Source organism: Brachybacterium vulturis (assembly GCF_043641765.1).
In the GTDB taxonomy this organism is placed as follows: domain Bacteria; phylum Actinomycetota; class Actinomycetes; order Actinomycetales; family Dermabacteraceae; genus Brachybacterium; species Brachybacterium vulturis_A.
Genome location: NZ_JBHZRO010000015.1, coordinates 1 through 18,071 on the forward strand (window position 1 = coordinate 1; position 18,071 = coordinate 18,071).

Here is an 18,071-nt window from a genome sequence, read left to right on the forward strand (position 1 = left end):
GAGGAGTGCTGGAACCCCTGCGGGGTGTTCGCCTCCTCCACTCCCTTTTTTCATGCCCGAGAACGGCGCCCTGCGCGGCGCGTGCCGGCTGGCTGCGTCCGGCCGGGAGGCAGCCCGATCTCTCCCGGCCGGACGGCGCTGCTCAGCAGGTGCAGGTGCTCCCTGCCGCGTCGTCATCGGGGGCTCCGCAATGGCTGCTGGCGGGTGCGGGGACGTCAAGAACGGGGGAGCGGTCGAAGAAGCCCTCCGGACGGAGACGGAAGCCGACCCGATCGACCGGCATGATCGGCCAATCCTCGGGGCGGGGGAAATGGGTGAGGCCGAAGGTATGCCAGAGCACCAGGTCTTCGCCGTCCACGTTGCGGTCAGCCGCGGTCCACGCCGGAAGCCCGGCGCCGCCGGCGTGCTGGTTCGGGAAGTCGCCCGTCGGATACCGCTCCTCCTCGCGATACGGCGTGACCCAGAGTGCCTTGGAGGCGAAGGCGGCGCGTTCGTGGATCGACGAACCCTCTGCGGCCAGCAGCGTGGGCAGTCCCTCGGGGTGCAGCTTGTAGGCCACGGGATGTCCCAGGCGATTCGTGGCCTCCGCGCTGGAGACCACCCAGGTGCGGTTGACGGACTGGTCGGCGTGGCGCTGGGCCTGCTTCTCCGTGGCCAGGACGGTGCGTCGACGGGTGAAGGCATTGCCGCGCGGGTTCTGCGTCGATATCGGCAGCCGCACCGCGTCCTCCTCCTCCACGCGGGAGGGGGTGCCGTCCAGGGAGAAGTCCAGCCGGGCCGAGAACATGTGCTGATGGAACGGGGCGCCCAGGCCGGGAGCCAGTTCTGAGGCGTAGTCCGTCGGCCCGTCGGGCAGCGCCGACGTGAACACGACGCCCGTGGCCTTCGCCTCGAACTCGATGGTGCCGTCCAGGTAGAGGTACCAGTAGAAGCCGTAATCGTAATTGCCCACGGTGGTGAAGAACGAGATCACCAGGCGTCGGTTCCGCCGGGTGTAGCTGACGCCCGACCACAGATCGGAGTGCTTGGAGAGGATCGACCAGTCCTCCTCGTGCAGGCAGATCCCGTTCTTGATCTGCCGCGGCTCGCCGGTGTTGTTCGCGACCCAGGGGGAGAGGTAGGTGATGTCTCCCAGGCAGTCGCAGCCCAGTTCGAGCGAATTGGCCCACTGGCCCACCAGGTACTCGCCCGTGTCGAAGTAGTTCTGCCAGGACCGGATCGGTGACGGGTCGCCATAGGGGACGACCATCTCGGCGATCGCCGCCCGGTCCAGGATGGTCCGCCTGCGGCCCTGGTCCTGGAAGGCGATGTTGTGCAGGATGACGCCTTCGCGCATGTCGAAGCCGACGTCGAGTGACCAGTTCTCCCACTCGACGTGGTTGCCCTCGGTGACGGTGAAGGAGGGCCCCTCCGGCTGGGTGATCTCGATCGGCCTCTGCGTGCTGCGGAGCGGACCGGTCAGGGCCGGGTCGGTGTAGTTCCCGTGCTCGGCGGGCACGGGGACCGTCTCGAGATCCAGGACCTGGTCCACCGTGCGGTGGGACACGTCCACGTAGGCCACGAGACCGTCGATCGGATGCGCCCAGGCGGAGTCGGTCTCGTGCTGCTGATGGAACGCCAGGCCACGCAGGATGCGCCGCCCCTTCTCCTCCGGATACTCGTAGACCCCTGCGGACAGGGGTGCGACACGCACCTCCTCGACGGGCAGGCCGCGCCGCTGCAGGGCGGCGAGCCATTTCTCGTCCTGGGCCAGCACCTCCTCGACGACCTCGAACTCCTCCTCGAGGACCGGCAGCTCGCCGGTGGCCGCCGTGTCCAGCTCGATGTGCGACTCGACCGTCCCGTCGGTGACGGAGACGACCACCTCATGGGAGCGGTGGTCGTCGACATCGAGCAGGAACACCCGGAACCGGCGCGCGACGGCGAGGTCCGCAGCCGTGCCGCGAGCGGGTTCGAAAAGGCCGAGGTAGGCGATGCGGGTCGACGAGCCGAACAGGCCGGCCCCGGTGAGGATCTCTCGGACTGCGGTGATCTCCTCCGCGGTCTGCAGCGAGTAGTGGCCGGCCGTCGTGGCCGGCTCTGTGCCGGTGGCGGTATCAGTGGAAGTCATGCTCGTCCCTTTCGGATGGCGGGGAGAAACGGAGCTATCGGGTCGCAGCGTCGCGACGCCGAGCGGCGCCCAGGGTATGAAGTGGATCACCTGAGTCTCTACACGTGTAGACGATAGGCACTCCGTCGGCGTCCCGCAAGGAGTGGACTGCTCCCGGCGCGCGGAGGAAGCGCCCGGTCCGCGTTGCTGCGCCGCCTGCGGTGAGATCGGTGCGAGACTTGACCGCGGAGGGAAGGGGAGGTCATGCCCAAGATCGTGGACCACGGTGAGCGGCGGGAGCAGCTGGTGGAGGCCACCTGGCGGATCATCGCCAGGAACGGCCTCCCGGGGGCGACCATGCGTCAGATCGCGGCGGAGGCCGGCTTCGCCAACGGTGCGCTGAAGCCCTATTTCGCGACGAAGGCGGCGCTGATCGAGGCCACGTACTTCCACGTGTTCGAGCGGACCAATCGGCGCGTCGGCGTCGCCGCGCGGGGGCTGCGCGGTCTGGCCGCCCTGGAGGCCTTCGGCCGCGAGGTCCTCCCGCTGGACGAGGAGCGATTGGACGAGGCGCGAGTCGTGATCTCCTTCTGGCAGCAGGCGGCGCATGATCGCCACGCCGCAGAGCTGAACAACCTCTCGATGGACGAATGGCGGCGCGCCCTGACCGGTTGGCTGGAGCAGGCGCGGGAGAGCGGAGACCTCGGGACGCGGGTCGAGATCCCGGCCACTGCGGATGCACTGCTGAACTTCATGCTCGGAACGCAGATCACCGCAGTGCTGGACCCCTCGGGCATGACCTCCGCCGTGCTGACGGGACAGCTGGGCTCCCAGCTGGATCGTCTGCGCGCCTGCGCCTGACGGGGACGGCGGCTCGGCCCCCTCGACGCACCCGATTTCCTCCCGGTGGAGAGAAAGCGAGATTTTTCGCGCCGCCGGACCTACAGTGGGCGACGATGTGAGCCGCGCCATGGCGACGGCGCCCCGGCTGTCGACTCGAGGAGGGCCGTCGTGTACCAGCAGGAGAGCACCAGCGCGTTCGACAGGTGGCGCCGACTCGTCTCCGAGTCCTTCGTGCCGCTGGAGGTGGAGCGCGACCGGCCCGGCTCCTTCCGCGGGCAGCTCGCAGGGAGGCAGCTGCAGGAGCTCGCCATCATGAAGGTCGACGCCGGTGCGCACACCGTGCTGCGCACCCCGGAGCTGGTGGCCGCGCAGGCGGCGCGAGGGTCGGCGGCGCCGGAGGCGCCTTCCGGCTACTACAAACTGAATCTGCAGGTCAGCGGGCACGGGCTGCTGGTCCAGGATGGTCGGGAGACCGTGCTGTCCCCGGGGGACCTGGCGATCTATGACACGCAGCGTCCGTACACGCTCGCGTTCGAGCAGGACTTCTCCACCCTGGTGCTGATGTTCCCCCGGCAGATGACCGGCCTCGCGGAGGAGGACGTCGGCGAGATGACGGCCACCACGATGGGGGCCGGTCACCGACTGGGGCGGGCGGTGGCCCCCTTCATCACCCAGATCGGCTCCATGCTGCCCGCGCTGGACGGCCCGATCGGCCATCGTCTCGCCGTGAACGTGGTCGATCTGCTGTCCACCGTCCTGGCGGATGAGCTGTACTCCAGGGACCCGGCCGCCGGCAACAGGCAGGCCCGGCTGCTGCGGCGGATCCACCGCTTCATCGAAGCCCGGTTGGCCGACCCGGATCTCGACCCGGACATGATCGCCACGGCGCATTTCATGTCCACCCGGGCGCTGCACCAGCTGTTCGCGACCACCGATCGCACGGTCTCCCGGTGGATCCGGGAGCGACGGCTGGAGCGATGCCGCCACGACCTGCAGGATCCCCTGTGCCGGGAGGTGCCGGTCGCCGGGATCGGGTCGCGCTGGGGGCTTCCGGACCCGGCCCACTTCTCCCGTCTGTTCCGCGCGGAGTTCGGGCTCTCCCCGACGCAGTACCGGCAGCAGCATCTGGGAGCGGTCGCGGTCTCGGACCTGAGCCGGCACGCATCGTCAAGCGACGTGCTCCACGGGCCAAGCGCCTGATGGCGGTTCCGGGGCAGTCTGCTGGGGAGCACATCGCGGAGCGGCGACAGCACCGCCGACCGCTCTCCTCCGGTCCCGGAGCCGTCCGTCAAAGGAGACGATCATGACCACGCCCTCGAGTTCCCGGCACGGTGCCGGAACGACCACAGCAGAAGCCGCCGGCACCGCGGGCGCTGCCGGCGGCCGCGATCAGCTGGGCGCACGCCGCATCGGCATCCCCGCCCTGGTCTTCATGATCATCGCCGCCTCCGCCCCGCTCACCGTGGTGGCCGGCGGGGTGCCCAGCAACTTCGGCGTGACCACCTTGGTCGGCGTCCCGCTGTCCTTCCTGGTGCTCGGCGTCGTCCTGGTGCTGTTCTCCATCGGCTACGCCGCCATGAGCCGTCATGTCCACAATGCCGGCGCGTTCTACGCCTATATCGCCAAGGGCCTCGGCAAGCCGGTCGGGGTGGGGGCCTCCCTCGTCGCCGTCGTCGCCTACAACGCGATGCAGATCGGGATCGCCGGCCTGTTCGGTTTCGCGCTGTCCATGTTCCTCGACGGCGTCATGGGCATCTCGCTGTCCTGGTGGATCTGCGCGCTGCTCGGCTGGGTGGTCGTGGGCGTCATGGGGCTGAACCGGGTCGACCTCTCCGCCAAGGTGCTCGGCATCGTGGTGAGCCTCGAGTTCCTCGTGGTGATCATCTATGACGTGCTCGCTCTCGGCGCAGCGCCCGCAGGGATCACCGCGGACGGGCTGGTCCCCGATCAGCTGTTCGCCACCGGGGTGGGAGCAGCGCTCGCGTTCTCGATCGCGGCGTTCATGGGCTTCGAATCCGGCGCGATCTACAACGAGGAGGTCAAGGATCCTCGCCGCACCGCCGGCGTCGCCACCCTGATCGCCATCAGCATCATCGCGCTGTTCTACGCCTTCTCCTCCTGGGCCATGGTGATCGGCGAGGGCCCCTCCCAGGTCGTCTCCCGTGCGCAGGAGTTCGGACCGGACCTGATGTTCGTCCTCCTCGCCGAGCACTCCGCGGAGTGGTTCGTGACGCTGGCGAACCTGCTGTTCATCACGAGCCTGTTCGCCGCGCTGGTGGCTTTCCACAACATCGTCTCCCGCTACTTCTTCGCCCTGGGGCGGGAGCGTGTGCTCCCGAGATGGCTGGGTCGCACCGGTCGCCGTTCGGGGGCGCCCGTGGCAGGGTCCCTGACCCAGTCGGGTCTGGCACTCGTGGTCATCCTCGTGTTCGCCGCGGTCGGTTCCCGCTCGGAGGATCCCCTGTTCCCGGTGGTCACGCTGTTCACCTGGTTGACGAACACCGGTGCCTTCGGTCTGGTCCTGCTGATGGCCCTGACCTCCCTCGCGGTCCTGGGATACCTGCGCGGCTTCTCCGGCGAGTACTCGACCTGGACCCGTGTCATCGCCCCCGCGCTGGCCGCCGTCGGACTCCTCGCGCTGTTCCTCGTGATCATGGTGAACTTCGACGTGCTGATCGGTCTGCAGGGGGACAGCGTGCTGAGCTGGCTGCTGCCCGCCGTGGTGCTCGCACCGGGACTGGTCGGCACCGTCTGGGCGCTGTGGCTGCGCAGCGGGCGCCCGCAGACCTACCGCGGCATCGGCGCGGGCGGTGGGCTGGAGTGACCTCCCCACCGCCGGCCGGCCCCCGCCGACCGGGAGCACCGACCGACCGCACCCCACCCCCGCACTGCCCTGCAGAGAATTGAGGAAAGGAACACCATGACCAGTCAGACGACGAAGAATGATGCCACCGATCTGAGCGACGTCGCCGCCCTGCTGGCGGCGATCGAGGCCCCCGCCGGTGACGGGGTGGAGATCCTGGACCCGGCCACCGGAGAGCTGGTCGGCCGAGCCCCGCAGCGCGGCGTGGCGGATGTGGACCGCGCGGTAGCGACCGCGCGGGAGGCGCAGCGCGCCTGGGCCGGCACGAGCCACGCCGAGCGCTCGGAGGTCCTGAACCGTGCGGCCGAGGCGATCGAGGCCTCGGCAGAGGCCCTGGCCACGCTGCTGTCCCGGGAGCAGGGCAAGCCGCTGAACGGACCGAACGCCCGATTCGAGGTCGGGGCCTGCGCGGCCTGGCTGCGGGCCAATGCGGCCTTCGAGCTGGAGCCGGAGGTGCTCGTCGATGACGAGTCCGGCACGGCCGTGCTCGAGTACGTGCCGGTGGGCGTCGTCGGGGCGGTCGGTCCGTGGAACTGGCCGATGATGATCTCCGTCTGGCAGATCGCGCCCTCGCTGCGGATGGGCAACGCCGTCGTGCTCAAGCCGAGCGAGTACACGCCGCTGTCCGTCTCCGCGCTGGTGGCCGTGATGAACCAGGTGCTGCCGGAGGGTCTGCTGCAGGTGCTGCCCGGTGACGGAGCCCTCGGAGCGGCTCTGACGGCGCACGACGGGGTGGACAAGGTGATGTTCACCGGCTCCACGGCCACCGGCAAGGCGATCATGCGCTCGGCGGCGGACTCGGTGAAGCGCCTGACCCTGGAGCTGGGCGGCAACGACGCCGGGATCGTGCTGCCCGATGCGGATCCGGAGGCGATCGCCGAGGACCTGTTCTGGGGTGCGTTCATCAACACCGGCCAGACCTGTGCGGCGATGAAGCGGCTGTACGTGCACGAGTCGCAGTACGAGCAGGTGTGCCGGGCGCTCGTGGCGGTCGCCGAGAAGATGCCGATGGGCGTCGGACTGGAGGAGCAGAACGTGCTCGGTCCGCTGCAGAACCGGGCCCAGTACGACATCGTGGCGGACCTGGTGGAGAAGGCCCGCAGCGCCGGGGCCACCATCCTGCTCGGCGGCGACCCGGTGGCGGACCGGACCGGTCACTTCTACCCGACCACGCTGGTCGCGGACATCGACAACGACAATCCGCTGGTGGCGGAGGAGCAGTTCGGCCCCGTGCTGCCGATCGTGAAGTACACCGAGCTGGACCAGGCCATCGCCTGGGCCAACGGTCTCGACGTGGGCCTGGGCTCCTCGGTCTGGGGCTCGGACATCGATCGCGCTCGTGAGGTGGCCTCACGAATCGAGGCCGGCACCACCTGGATCAACAAGCACGGCGCCGTGGATCCCCGGATGCCCTTCGGCGGGATCAAGGAATCGGGGCAGGGTCTGGAGTTCGGGGTGGAGGGGCTGAAGTCGGTCGCTCTGCCCAAGGTCACCAGCTGGTGATCTGAGCGCGACCGGAATCCACTGCGCCGTACGCCCCGCCGAATCCACTCGGGCCACGACGGGGCAGCCGTGAATGCAGCGCGTCCCGGGCCCGGGCCCGGGACGCGCACTCGTGCTCAGTCCGGCTGTGCCCAGTCCAGGAAGTCCTCGGCCGCGATCACGGGCTTGCCCCACTTCACGGCGTTCTTGGTCTTGTGGGACTGGGTGCCGAGCTCGGCGACCACCAGGACGTCGGTCTTCGTCTTGGTGACGGTGGCGACGGCCCGCAGGCCGCGATCTTCGGCGAGACGCTCCATCCGGTCCCGTCCCATGACGCCATGGACGTCGGAGACCACCTCGCCGGTGAAGCAGACCCGCGCCCCGGGCACCAGCATCGCCTCGAGCGTGCTCTGCTCCTCGAGCGCGAAGTCCTCGGGGAGCACGTGGACCCCGTAGTGCTGCTCGACGGCACGCAAGCGGTCCGTCACGATCTCGTCAGGGTGCAGCACCCGCTCCCATGCCGTTCCGAGGGCGTCGGCGAGCACCTGGGCGGCGTCGTCCTCGGCGGAGAGGTTCCCGCCCACGACGAACCCTTCCGGACCGTCCGTCCCGTCGGCCCCGGTGCTGCGGGCCAGCAGGTAGCCGCTCCCGCGCAGCAGCTGTGGGAAGGCGGTCCCGCCGACGCTCGGCATCGCGTCCTCGGCCCGCAGCTGCTGCACCGCTGCACGCACCGTCCGGGCGCGCTCGAGCGCCGTCGGGGCGCGCAGCCCGGTGCGGTCGGCGAGGGAGAGGGCGACGGTGGGCAGGTCGATCCCCAGCGGTATCTGTGCCACGATCCCGTTGCGCTTGAGCTCGAAGTCGATCCACGCCAGCTGCTGATCGATCCGCGCCCCGATCGGCACCCGCCCGGCCAGCAGCGGTGACAGGGCCCGCCAGGCCTCGGCCAGCAGCGGCGCCAGCTGCACGTCCCGGGTGGTGATCCCGAAATCGGTGCGCGCGGCGAACAGGTCACTGGTGGGGTTGATGACGGTGGTGGCCTCATCGCCCTCGTCGGTGACCACCGCGATCTCCACCGGCCGGGCCCGGTAGCGGTCCCCGTCATTGCCGACGGTGAGCACGGCCAGGTACACCTCGCCGAGCTCCTCCGCCGGCGCGGCGTGCGCGGCGAGGAAGCGTCGCACCCGGGTATCGGATTTCAGGTCGCGCGGCAGCACGTCCCGCTTCAGCACCAGCCCCTCCAGGCTGGTGCAGCGCGACAGCGCCACGTACAGCTGACCGTTGGCGAAGGTGCCGCCGGTGAGGTCCACCAGCACGCGATCGAGGGTCTGCCCCTGGGACTTGTGGATGGTGATCGCCCAGGCCAGCTTCATCGGCAGCTGGGTGAAGGTGCCGACCACCTCGTGCACCAGCGCGCCGCCCTGCACGCTGGGACGGGTGATGTCCCAGGTGTGCGGCGGCACCTCGACGGTGCGGCCATCGCGCAGCTGGACGGTGACCACCGGCCCGTCGGCGTCGGCGGTGTCCTCGGTGAGAGCGATGATCCGTCCCAGGGTGCCGTTGACCCAGCGGTCCGAGGGGTCGTTGGTGAGCATCATGACCTGGGCGCCGACGGCCAGGCGGAGCGTCGCCTCGGTGGGGTGCTCGAAGCCGTCGGTCCGGCCGCGGATCGCCGCAGTGAAGGACCGGGCAGGATCCGGCAGGCGCTCGAGCTGCTGCCGATTGCGGGCACCGACGATCCGGTTCGTGGTCGCCAGCGTCAGCCAGAACTCCTCCAGCGGGGGGTCGAAATCCGGATCCGTGCGCCGGTTCAGCTCGTGGCGGGCGTCCTCGAGCAGGGCGCCCTCACGCACGGCGTTCAGCAGATCCACCAGGCGGTCGTCCCCGAGCTGGCGGAACACCGTGGTGAGCTCGACGACGGGGAAGGTGTCGCGGTCGAAGGAGCGGGCGGAGAAGAAGAACGGGGTGCCGAAGCGGCCCTCGATGAAGGCGGCCTCCGCATCCGTGACCACCGGCGGCAGCTGGTAGAGGTCCCCGACCAGCACCAGCTGCACCCCGCCGAAGGGCGTGCCGGGCTTCGGGCCGAAGCGCTCGAGCGCCGCGGTCAGCGCATCGAACAGGTCCGCCCGCACCATCGAGGCCTCGTCGACGATCAGCGTGTCCAGCGCCGCGAGCGCCCTCGCGAAGCGGCCGGGGTAGTAGTCGCCCCCGCGCACCAGCTCCTCGCTGACCCCGAGCGGGAAGGAGAACAGCCGGTGGATCGTGTACCCGTCCACATTCAACGCCGCGATCCCGGTGGGGGCGACCGTGATCGCGGAACGCTCCGTGGTCTCCAGGAAGTGCCGGATCAGCGTGGACTTGCCGGTCCCCGCCCGACCGGTGAGGAAGAGATGGTCCCCGGCGTGCAGGTGATCCAGGGCGTCCTGGAACTCGTCGGTGAGGGTGAGGGTGGGGGCCATATGCCCATTGTCCCGGAGAGCGGCGAGATGGTGTGTCCGCGCGGTGTGTGGGCCGTGGGTCAGGATGCCGTTCGTGGTGGGCGACGCTGCCGCTTCGCGGGGATGATCAGCTCCGGTATCGCTCGCCGCATGAACTTGTCGAAGTGGGGGACGGTGAAGGCGGCGTACCCATGTGTAGGTGTGTAGAGAAGGCCCATGTCGATCAGCTCTGCTCGAGTAGGGCCGAGCTGCGTGGACTCCCTGTCGAGCAGCGCGGCGACGTCTGATGCCTTCTGCGGTTCTGGTCCGAGCTCGGCCATGGCCCGTAGATATGCGGTCTGCAACTCCGTCGCACGGTCCAGTCGCACACGGAAGAATGAGGAATCGAGCTTTGCTTGGTAGTGATCGATCGCGTCCTCCACGTCGGCCCGAGTTATCGGGCTTGCGTCCGCAACCCCCCAGGCTGCCCACCCGAGCTCCTGGATGAAGTACGGATAGCCGCCGGTGACCTCGAAGGCTCGCTCGAGTGCTTCGTCGTCGTAGTCTGCGTCCTCCATACGGGCTGGCTCCCTGAGGGCGTGGTGAGAGTCCTCATCAGAGAGATTCGCAATGGTGGGAAAGGTGAAGAGTCGTTCGGCGTAGGACTTCGCGTCTCCGGCGAGCTCGGGGACCTGTGGGAGCCCCGCGCCGACCAGCACGATCGGCAGGGAGCGCTGCACCGTCCTGTGCAGAGCGAGGATCACGGCTTCGAGCTGGCCGTGCGTCAGGAATTGCACCTCATCGAGAAGGATCACCACGCCTCGGCCTCGCTCCTTCGCCGCTTCACCGAGAGCGACGAACACATCGGTGAGGTCCATGGAGAGGTCGCCGTGATCGGCGAGCCCCTCGATCGCGTCGACATTCAGTCCGGCTTGGAACTGTCCGGCCTGATCCACGCTGATCGTGAAGGATGACAGAGCGGCCGCGGCCTTTCTGAACCTGTCAGTCCAGCGCGCGCGGGGTGCGAGGTCGAGAAGAGCCGTTCTCAACTTCAGCGCGAAGAGCCGACGAAAATCGTCATCATCGTGCTTGGACACCTCATGGTCGAGGACGCTCCAACCCTGTTCCAGAGCTTTGTCCCGGAACTGGCCGAGCAGCACCGTCTTTCCGACGCCGCGCAGCCCGGTGATGATCATTGACCGGCCTGCTCGGCCTCGTGTGACGCGTCGGAGCAAGACGGAGAAGGACGTCAGCTGATCGTCGCGGCCAGCGAGGACATCGGGGCGGGCGCCTGCGTTGGGGGTGTAGGGGTTGGTGACGGGGTCCACGCTGGTCCTTAGGATGCTTAGGGGGCTTTATTGGAATGAGGTAAACCTACCTAAAGATTGTAAGTCCCGGGTGTTGTCCACATCGCGCAGCTGAGAGGATGGTTCCTCCCGCCCTGAGCACGAGGGAGGGTCGGCTCCGTGTGGCGAGTGGACGGACCTCAGTCCGACGTGACAGCGTGAATGGATCCCACCCCTGTGCGCAGCGCCGCCACTGCATACCTCAGCTCGATCCGCTCCTGCTCCAGGCGGTCCCCGGAGACGCTGAGCGCATCGTGCAGCGCGAGCTCGGCTGGGGACAGGCCGGTCAGCGCCGCCGGTGGCCGGGGCGGGGAAGGGACGACGAGCTCGCGATGCGTCTCCAGAGTCGTATCGTCCATGAGGACACTGCTCACCCGCGGATGGTGATGGCGGGCGCGGTCCAGGATCCGGAATCCGTCGGCGTCGATGTCTCCCCAGTAGACCACCGGCACGGAGCGCACCCAGGGGACGGCGAGCAGCTCCGCGATCCCATAGCCGCTGCCGCTGAGTGCGACCGAGCCCGGGATGTCGGGCAGTACCTGCACCGTCTCCGCGTTCTCGCAGACGATCACGACCTCGGGCGAGAGCGGGATCCCCGGCAGATCCGCGAGCGCGATCCGGGAGGCGCGCGGGAAGGCGGGGCCGGTGCTCGCCGGTCGGTACCCCGGGTCGAGGATGAGCAGGTCGTGGAATACCGGGGCCGGAGCGAGGCCGAGCTCCACGGAGCCGTCGGCCCGAACGGCACCGACGAGCCGGGACACCAGGGCACGGCGGTCCCGCAGCCATTTGGTGTGCATCCCGGGGAAGGGGATCTGGCGGATGCGCAGGCCAGAGTCAGGGTGCTGGAGCAACCAGTCAGCCACGTGGATCGACAGCTCGGCGTCGGCGTCGCTCATCCGCAGCCACTGCACTCGGAAACGGTCGACAGCTGACGCGACCGCGTGGCGCGCAGCGTCGGGCGCGAGCTCCGAGTGCTGCGTGAGCAGCGCGACGGCGGCTTCGAAGCGGGCGCTGAGCAGCGCAGCCTCGCGCTGGGCCGCGTCGCCGGCGCCGCGCAGGAGGGTCTCGGCGCCGGTCGCCTCCCAGCGCACGGGTATCCGTTGCGTGCCGAGCTGCGCCCAGCGCCGTTCCTCCCAGACGGCGTGCTCGCGCAGCACCACCGGGGCCGTGTGCCAGGCCTCGATCCAGGCGGCGACCGCGGCGGGCTCCGCGAGCGCTTGCGACGAGGTCGGAGGGTGCAGCGGGAGCGCGAGGCGCGCCTCGGTGGGCGTGGCAAGCCATTGCGGGACGCTGCGGTCCCAGCGGCGGCGAATCACACCCTGGACGTGGTCGGGGCCCCTCATCCCTCGATCTCTCCGCCTTCGGACCTACTCATCGGCCTGCCCAGCTCCTCGTCCGGGCTCACCCGGCGGCCCGCCTCGGCGGCGTGGGCGTTCTCGTCCGCGGTGAACTCCACCGCCGCCAGGCTCGAGGCCCGGCCGCTCGGATTCGCGACCACGGCCGCCCCGCCGACGTACTCCTCGATCGTCTGCAGCATCTTCAGCGGCGTCGCCAGCAGCAGCTGGAAGCCGAAGGAGCGGAACACCTCCAGGCCCGCCCGGGTGAAGTGGACGTCGGTCTTGTCGAAGGCCTCGTCGAGCACCACCAGCCCGTACGGGGGTATCCCCTCTGCCGTCTCGGTCAGCTGGTAGCGCAGCGCGGCGGCGAGGCAGAACGTCACCAGGCGCTGTCGTTGCCCGCCCGAGCGGCCGTCGGAGCCGCGATAGACGTCCACCGTCGCACCGGAGGCGTCGAGCTCGTGAGCAGAGAACTCGACGTGGCGCCGGGTGTCCAGCACGCGGGCGCGCCAGGAGCGGTCGGTGGTCTCCACCGAGCCGAGCCGGCGCAGCAGCGTGTCCATGCGCGCGAACCGCGCCTCGTCCGCGGCGAAGTCCTGCTCGCCCTGATCGAAGGCGCCCTGGGTGATCGCGAGCAGTTCGGCGAGGAAGGCCTTGACCTCCTCGCTGAGCTTCTGGTGGGCGACCAGCGTCAGCCAGGTCTTCCGTTCGGAGTCGAAGGGGGTGGCGCGCAGCGATTCGTCCACGGGCGCCAGGCGCTGCTGCACATCGCGGATCGCGTGGCTGATGTCCGCCCGCAGCTGGCCGATGTTGTTCTGCGACTGGGTGCGCAGCATCGTGCGGAACCGGTCCTCGAACTCGGGAAGACGATCCGCCTCCAGTCGGGACAGGATCGCCAGGAAGTCCGGTGTCGCCTCGAGGGTGTCGACCAGGTTGACGGACCGTTCCGCCCAGCGCCGCAGGTAGAGGATTCGGGCCGAAGCCAGGGCGGACTCGCTGGTGCGCAGCGTATCCCGTGCGTGATCCAGGTCGTCGCGGATGCCGTCGTTCATGGTGCTGATGACGTCGGCCAGCTGGCTGCGATCCACGATGCCGCGCCGGGTGCGGACCCGGCGCTCGAACTCCACCCGGTGATCGGGATCCAGAGTGAGTCCCGCGAGCTCGGTGCGGGCCTGCTGGCGGTCCGTCTCGGCGTCGCCGACAGCCTGCTGGGCGTCGTGGTGGGCGCCGCGGGCCCGGTCCCGGGCGGAGCGCGCCTCCTCGAGCTCGGTGGTCGCCCGCTGGTGGACGGCCTGGAGCTGGGCGAGGTCAGCGTCGGCGAGCAGGGCGCGGCGCTGCGCGTGGAGCTCCTCATGGCGGCGGGCGGCGTCCTCGCGGTCGATCTCGTCCCAGCTGATCGCCAGCAGCTGGACGAGGTCCTGGTCCCGGGTCGTCAGGGCGCGGCGCTCGCGCTCGAGCCCGGCCAGGGACTCCTCCTGGTGAGCCAGCTCGGTGCGGCTCGCCTCGAGCTCGCCGCGCAGCAGCTCCAGCAGCGCATCATTGCTCGTGCCGATCACCCAGCGCTGCCGGTCGTCGATCCGGTGGCGGTCGTCCTTGACATGCCTGTCGCCGTTCTTCATCTGGCCGGCACGGCTGAGCGCCTTCTCGTGACGGGCCATCTCGCGCGCGTCGTCGACCAGCTCGTGCGGGAATCCGGTGGCGATCCGGCGACGCAGCCACTCACGGAACGGGGACTCGGTCAGCTGCAGCACGGACAGCACCGTGCGGTCGGAGCGGGGTGAGTCGTCGTCCCGGGAGCGGGCGTGCTCGCGCACCCGCTCGTAGGAGACCCGCGTCCCCCAGTGCCGATCGTCCACGGCAGCGGCGACCGCAGGGTAGAGGCGTTCGGGAACCAGGATCGTGGTCGCCAAGCCACCCAGCAGGCGCTCGACGGCTCCCTGCCAGGCCTCGTCCCGCACATCCATCAGCTCCCCGACGAAGGGCAGGGAGGCGGCGGATGCCCCGGCCTCTCGCGCGAGCTCGTCCCGCACCGTCACCAGACGGGAGGGGAGGTTCGAGCGCCGCTCCTGGAGCGAACGAATCTCGGAGAGCGTCGCCGCGATGCGGCGCGAGCAGTCCTCGCGCGCGACGTGCACGGGCCCGGCCCCCTCAGCGAGCTGGGCGGTCTGCTCGAGGATCCGTTGCTGCTCCCGGCGCGCCGTGGCATGCGCGGAGGCGAGGTCCTCGGCCCGCATGGGGAGCGGGGAGCCGAGCCTCTCCAGCAGCGGGGCGAGGCGGTCGAGGGCCCGACGGGTCCGCTCCAGGTGATCCCCGGCGGTCTCGATCCGGCTCTCGAGCACCTGCAGCGCCGCGCCGCCGCGATCGTCCAGCGCCTGCCGGGCACCGTGCTCGACCTCGCGGGCGTCGGCCTCGGCGCGGTCCGCCCGGGTGAGCGCGGCACCCGTCGCCTCGAGCTGGGCGCGATGGGACTCCAGGTCACGGGCGGAGAGCTCGGCGAGCATCGTGTACCGGTAGGTGCCGACGGAGCCGAGCAAGGCGGTGAGGTGAGTCTGCTGCCCGGTCGCGGCGCGGTGGGCCTCCCAGTGCGTGCGCTGAGGCAGCAGCGTCTCGATCTGCTCGCGTGCGTCGACGACAGTGGCGTGCGCGTCCTGCAGCGCCCGGAAATGCTCGACGGCCAGATCCGCCTGCGTGAAGGTGGACGGGGTCTCGAGCATGAAACCACGCAGCAGGTCATCGAGCGAGGTGAGGGACTTCGCGGACTGGGTGCGGTGCAGCAGGCGCTGGGCGTCCTCGCTGCCGATCCCGGCAAGACGGCGCAGCTGCACCCCGAACTTCGGGTACGTCTCCTCGGCGACCAGGGGTGAGAGCGCGCGGCGCAGCCGGCGACGGTCGATGCCGGAGCCGCTGAGGGTCAGCACCTCCGCGAGCTCGAGGGCTCGGTCGAACAGCAGGAACGCGGAACGGAGGTCAGCGGCGGTGGCGGAGCGGCCGGCCACGTGCATCACCCGCACTGCGGTGACGACCCGGCCCTGTCCGTTCTCGAAGGTCAGCGCGATGCCGGAGACGGTGGTGGCCTCGCGCAGGTAGCCGGGGCGCACCTCTCCGGTGGCTTCGTCCGCGTGGCGGCGATAGGCACCGCGCACGTAGCTCATCGGGGTGCGGTCGCGGTCCCCGGCGGGCCCGTCCTGGGCGGCGGCGTTGAAGCGGGTCTCTCCGGGTTTCATGAGGACGGCGCTGAGCGCGTCCAGGATCGAGGATTTCCCGGAGCCCGATTCACCGGTCAGCAGCAGGCCGGAGCGGGGGACGGGCAGATCGTGGCTCTTGTCGAAGGTGCCCCAGTTGTGCAGCTGCAGGCGGGCCAGCCGCATCTGGCCGGGCGCGGGCACCCCCGGGGTCTGCGATGCTTCGTCCTGTGCCGTGTCGAGGTCGAGTCCGATCTGGGTCATGCCATCTCCTCGTCCTCGTCCTCGGGCGCGCTCTCGTTCTCCTGGTCCGCGGTCTCGCCATCGGGCGCCCCGTGGTCCCGGAGCCGCTCGTACTCGGCCTCGATCCCGCCGATCTCCTCAGGGGTGAGGATCAGGGCGAGGACCGAGGACACCTCCCAGCGCTCCTCGGTGTCGGTGGTGAGCAGGATCGACCAGTCCCGCATCCGCTTCAGGCTGGCCGTCAGCCGCTTGGCGAACTGCGCCGGGTCGTTGCCGGAGGAGGTCGCGTAGGCCTGCATGTGTGCGTCGATCTCGTCGCGGCCTACGACCACCCGCTCGTTCTGCGCCGCGCCCTGGAGCAGCAGATGGCGCAGATGGAGCAGCAGTGCGGAGTCGATGAAGCTCAGCGCGGCCTTGCGCAGCACGCTCGGGACGTGACGGTCGAAATCCGGATCGGGCACCAGGTTGCGGGAGAAGGCGACCTCGGCGTCGGCGTCGATCACGAGCTCGAGCAGCAGGTCCCCGAGGTGTCGGCGCACCACGGTCTCGTGGGCCAGCAGCGCCGACCAGACCAGAGAGTCACGCCGATGGGAGATGTACGGGCCGCGCAGCAGCGCCACCAGTGTGCGGCGCACCTCCAACGGCAGGGTGCCGGGGTCGCCGGGCCACAGGACGACCCGGTCATCGGTGAGGTCGAGGTCAGTCACGGGAGGGCTCCCTGAGGGGTCGGGTGAAGCGATAGGAGGTGATGCGGGCGCTGCGTGAGAGGCCGGGCGAGCCGTCGTCGGCGGTGCTGCCCGCGGAGCCGGGGCCGGCCACCCGCCAGCGCACGGACTCGGCGGCGTCCTCGGCCTCGGGGGTGCGCTCACCATGGCGGTGGGCCAGCACCAGCAGGCCGACGATCGAGGCGAGGCCCTGAGTGGCGGGATGCTCCTGAAGCACCTCGGCGATGGTGGCCGACGGTCGACGGGTCAGCACATCGTCGACTGCATCGGTCAGCTCGGCCAGGTCGATCTCCGATTCCCGCACCGTGGCGCGCAGCGCCTCGAGATCCAGCACAGCGCCGGCGGCCGCGGGCGCGAAATCATCCTCGGCGGTGACGTCGGAGGGGACCAGCAGGCGCAGCTGGCCGATGGACCGTGGGGTGAAGGTCGACAGGGTGAGAGCCACTCCCAGCTTCATGTGCGGGCGCACGTGCGGGGCGATCTCCAGACCGATCCGCTGCGGCCGACGGAGACGGTCCGCGAGCGCGCGGAACTCCTCGAACTGGCGGGAGCGGACGAATTCCCGGAGCGACCGGGACAGGTCGATCATGGCGTGGCGCACCTGGTGCGATTCCCGCTGCAGGCGCGAGAGATAGGACTGCAGGTACAAGATCCGCTCGCGTCCGAAGCGGGCGACGAAGGGGCGGGAGGCGAGTGCATCGACCGCCTCGTGGAAGCGGGACTCCTGGATGGGGTCGATGAGCATGCTGTGGAACGCTGCGAAGGAGCGCCCCGCCTCGGAGTCCTCGATCGCGTCGACGCCGAGGAACAGCTGTTCGAGGATCTCGCCTTGCGATCCCTCGTGCTCGACCAGGTCGAGGCGCAGTCGGCGGTGCAGTCGCTCCAGCTCGCCCCGCACCCGGGTGAAGTCCGAGGGGACGTCGATAGCGAGCGAGTAGAGCTCCTCCGCGGCCTCGAGCGCTTGGGCCGGGGGCAGAGGATCGGCGCCCAGCTCGAGCACTGTCGCTATCTGCTCCTCGAGACGGTCACGTTCGGTACGGAGGGCGTCCAGGCGACCGGCGGCGTCGGGATCGGTGTCGCGGGCGAGGGCGGCGAGGCGCTCCGTCAGCAGCGCGAGGCGCGAGCGGGTCACGGCATCGCGCGGGGTGTGCAACTGGTCGATCACCCGAAGCGCACCATGCGCCTCTTCCGTGAGGGCGAACTCTTCTGTGCGCTCCTCCCGCGCGGCGCGCCGGGTGAGGAAGCCCTGGCTGACCCAGCTCGCGCAGTACTGCTGGGCCGTGCGGGGCAGATCGAGCCCATGGAATCGCAGCTCCTCCAGGTCCGCGGTGAGCAGGTCGTAGAGATCGGCCGCCGTGCGGGTGCGCACATTACCGGCCAGGTGTTCACCGAGCAGACCCAGGGTGGTGGGTGCGTGGTCGGTGCGCAGGAGCTTGAGCACGCCGTAGCCCTCGAACAGGGCGCGGTTCTCGAGCGCACGGGCGACGCCGGTCATCGGGACTCTCCTCACCTGGGTCGAGGGGCACGGGCCGGAAAGGGACCCGCGG

General features: G+C 70.0%; 11 protein-coding genes. 4 read left to right on the forward strand and 7 right to left on the reverse strand.

The window, feature by feature from the left end; all coding sequences use genetic code 11:
- Window positions 1–142 precede the first annotated feature (142 nt).
- Window positions 143–2,110 carry a primary-amine oxidase gene (locus tag ACHUEU_RS12075; RefSeq protein ID WP_394216373.1) on the reverse strand — a complete coding sequence of 656 codons (1,968 nt, stop codon included), beginning with the start codon at window positions 2,108–2,110 and terminating at the stop codon, window positions 143–145.
- A 243-nt stretch (window positions 2,111–2,353) separates the two neighbouring features.
- On the opposite strand from ACHUEU_RS12075, the gene ACHUEU_RS12080 reads away from it, so the two are divergent.
- From ACHUEU_RS12080 to ACHUEU_RS12095, 4 genes are all read left to right on the forward strand, one after another.
- Window positions 2,354–2,950, forward strand: a complete 597-nt coding sequence (locus ACHUEU_RS12080) for a TetR/AcrR family transcriptional regulator (protein ID WP_394216374.1) — start codon at window positions 2,354–2,356, stop codon at window positions 2,948–2,950.
- Window positions 2,951–3,100: 150 nt separating this feature from the next.
- Entirely contained in the window at window positions 3,101–4,132 is a 1,032-nt protein-coding gene (locus tag ACHUEU_RS12085; RefSeq protein ID WP_394216375.1) for an AraC-like ligand-binding domain-containing protein, read from the forward strand.
- Window positions 4,133–4,235: 103 nt separating this feature from the next.
- Entirely contained in the window at window positions 4,236–5,756 is a 1,521-nt protein-coding gene (locus ACHUEU_RS12090) for an APC family permease (protein ID WP_394216376.1), read from the forward strand.
- A 96-nt stretch (window positions 5,757–5,852) separates the two neighbouring features.
- Complete coding sequence (locus tag ACHUEU_RS12095; protein WP_394216377.1) at window positions 5,853–7,298, forward strand: aldehyde dehydrogenase family protein; 1,446 nt, start codon at window positions 5,853–5,855, stop codon at window positions 7,296–7,298.
- Window positions 7,299–7,414: 116 nt separating this feature from the next.
- On the opposite strand, the gene ACHUEU_RS12100 is transcribed toward ACHUEU_RS12095, so the two are convergent.
- From ACHUEU_RS12100 to ACHUEU_RS12125, 6 genes are all read right to left on the reverse strand, one after another.
- Window positions 7,415–9,733: an AAA family ATPase gene (locus ACHUEU_RS12100; protein ID WP_394216378.1), complete on the reverse strand. Its 2,319-nt coding sequence runs from the start codon at window positions 9,731–9,733 to the stop codon at window positions 7,415–7,417.
- Window positions 9,734–9,792: 59 nt separating this feature from the next.
- Complete coding sequence (locus tag ACHUEU_RS12105; RefSeq protein WP_394216379.1) at window positions 9,793–11,019, reverse strand: ATP-binding protein; 1,227 nt, start codon at window positions 11,017–11,019, stop codon at window positions 9,793–9,795.
- A gap of 158 nt (window positions 11,020–11,177) precedes the next feature.
- Window positions 11,178–12,380, reverse strand: a complete 1,203-nt coding sequence (locus tag ACHUEU_RS12110; protein WP_394216380.1) for a Wadjet anti-phage system protein JetD domain-containing protein — start codon at window positions 12,378–12,380, stop codon at window positions 11,178–11,180.
- Window positions 12,377–15,820, reverse strand: coding sequence for an ATP-binding protein (locus tag ACHUEU_RS12115; RefSeq protein WP_394216381.1), 3,444 nt, complete (start codon window positions 15,818–15,820; stop codon window positions 12,377–12,379). Before ACHUEU_RS12115 ends, ACHUEU_RS12110 begins: the two co-directional genes overlap by 4 nt.
- Entirely contained in the window at window positions 15,817–16,506 is a 690-nt protein-coding gene (locus ACHUEU_RS12120) for a DUF4194 domain-containing protein (RefSeq protein ID WP_394216382.1), read from the reverse strand. Before ACHUEU_RS12120 ends, ACHUEU_RS12115 begins: the two co-directional genes overlap by 4 nt.
- Entirely contained in the window at window positions 16,499–18,019 is a 1,521-nt protein-coding gene (locus ACHUEU_RS12125) for a DUF3375 domain-containing protein (RefSeq protein WP_394216383.1), read from the reverse strand. The genes ACHUEU_RS12120 and ACHUEU_RS12125 overlap by 8 nt, the downstream gene beginning before the upstream one ends.
- Window positions 18,020–18,071: the final 52 nt, after the last annotated feature.

What these genes read in the sequence shown, in the direction of transcription:
- ACHUEU_RS12075 (WP_394216373.1), bottom strand. Translation starts at nt 2,110, where the DNA reads ATGACTTCCACTGATACCGCCACCGGCACAGAGCCGGCCACGACGGCC.
- ACHUEU_RS12080 (WP_394216374.1), top strand. Translation starts at nt 2,354, where the DNA reads ATGCCCAAGATCGTGGACCACGGTGAGCGGCGGGAGCAGCTGGTGGAG.
- ACHUEU_RS12090 (WP_394216376.1), top strand. Translation starts at nt 4,236, where the DNA reads ATGACCACGCCCTCGAGTTCCCGGCACGGTGCCGGAACGACCACAGCA.
- ACHUEU_RS12095 (WP_394216377.1), top strand. Translation starts at nt 5,853, where the DNA reads ATGACCAGTCAGACGACGAAGAATGATGCCACCGATCTGAGCGACGTC.
- ACHUEU_RS12100 (WP_394216378.1), bottom strand. Translation starts at nt 9,733, where the DNA reads ATGGCCCCCACCCTCACCCTCACCGACGAGTTCCAGGACGCCCTGGAT.
- ACHUEU_RS12110 (WP_394216380.1), bottom strand. Translation starts at nt 12,380, where the DNA reads ATGAGGGGCCCCGACCACGTCCAGGGTGTGATTCGCCGCCGCTGGGAC.
- ACHUEU_RS12115 (WP_394216381.1), bottom strand. Translation starts at nt 15,820, where the DNA reads ATGACCCAGATCGGACTCGACCTCGACACGGCACAGGACGAAGCATCG.
- ACHUEU_RS12125 (WP_394216383.1), bottom strand. Translation starts at nt 18,019, where the DNA reads ATGACCGGCGTCGCCCGTGCGCTCGAGAACCGCGCCCTGTTCGAGGGC.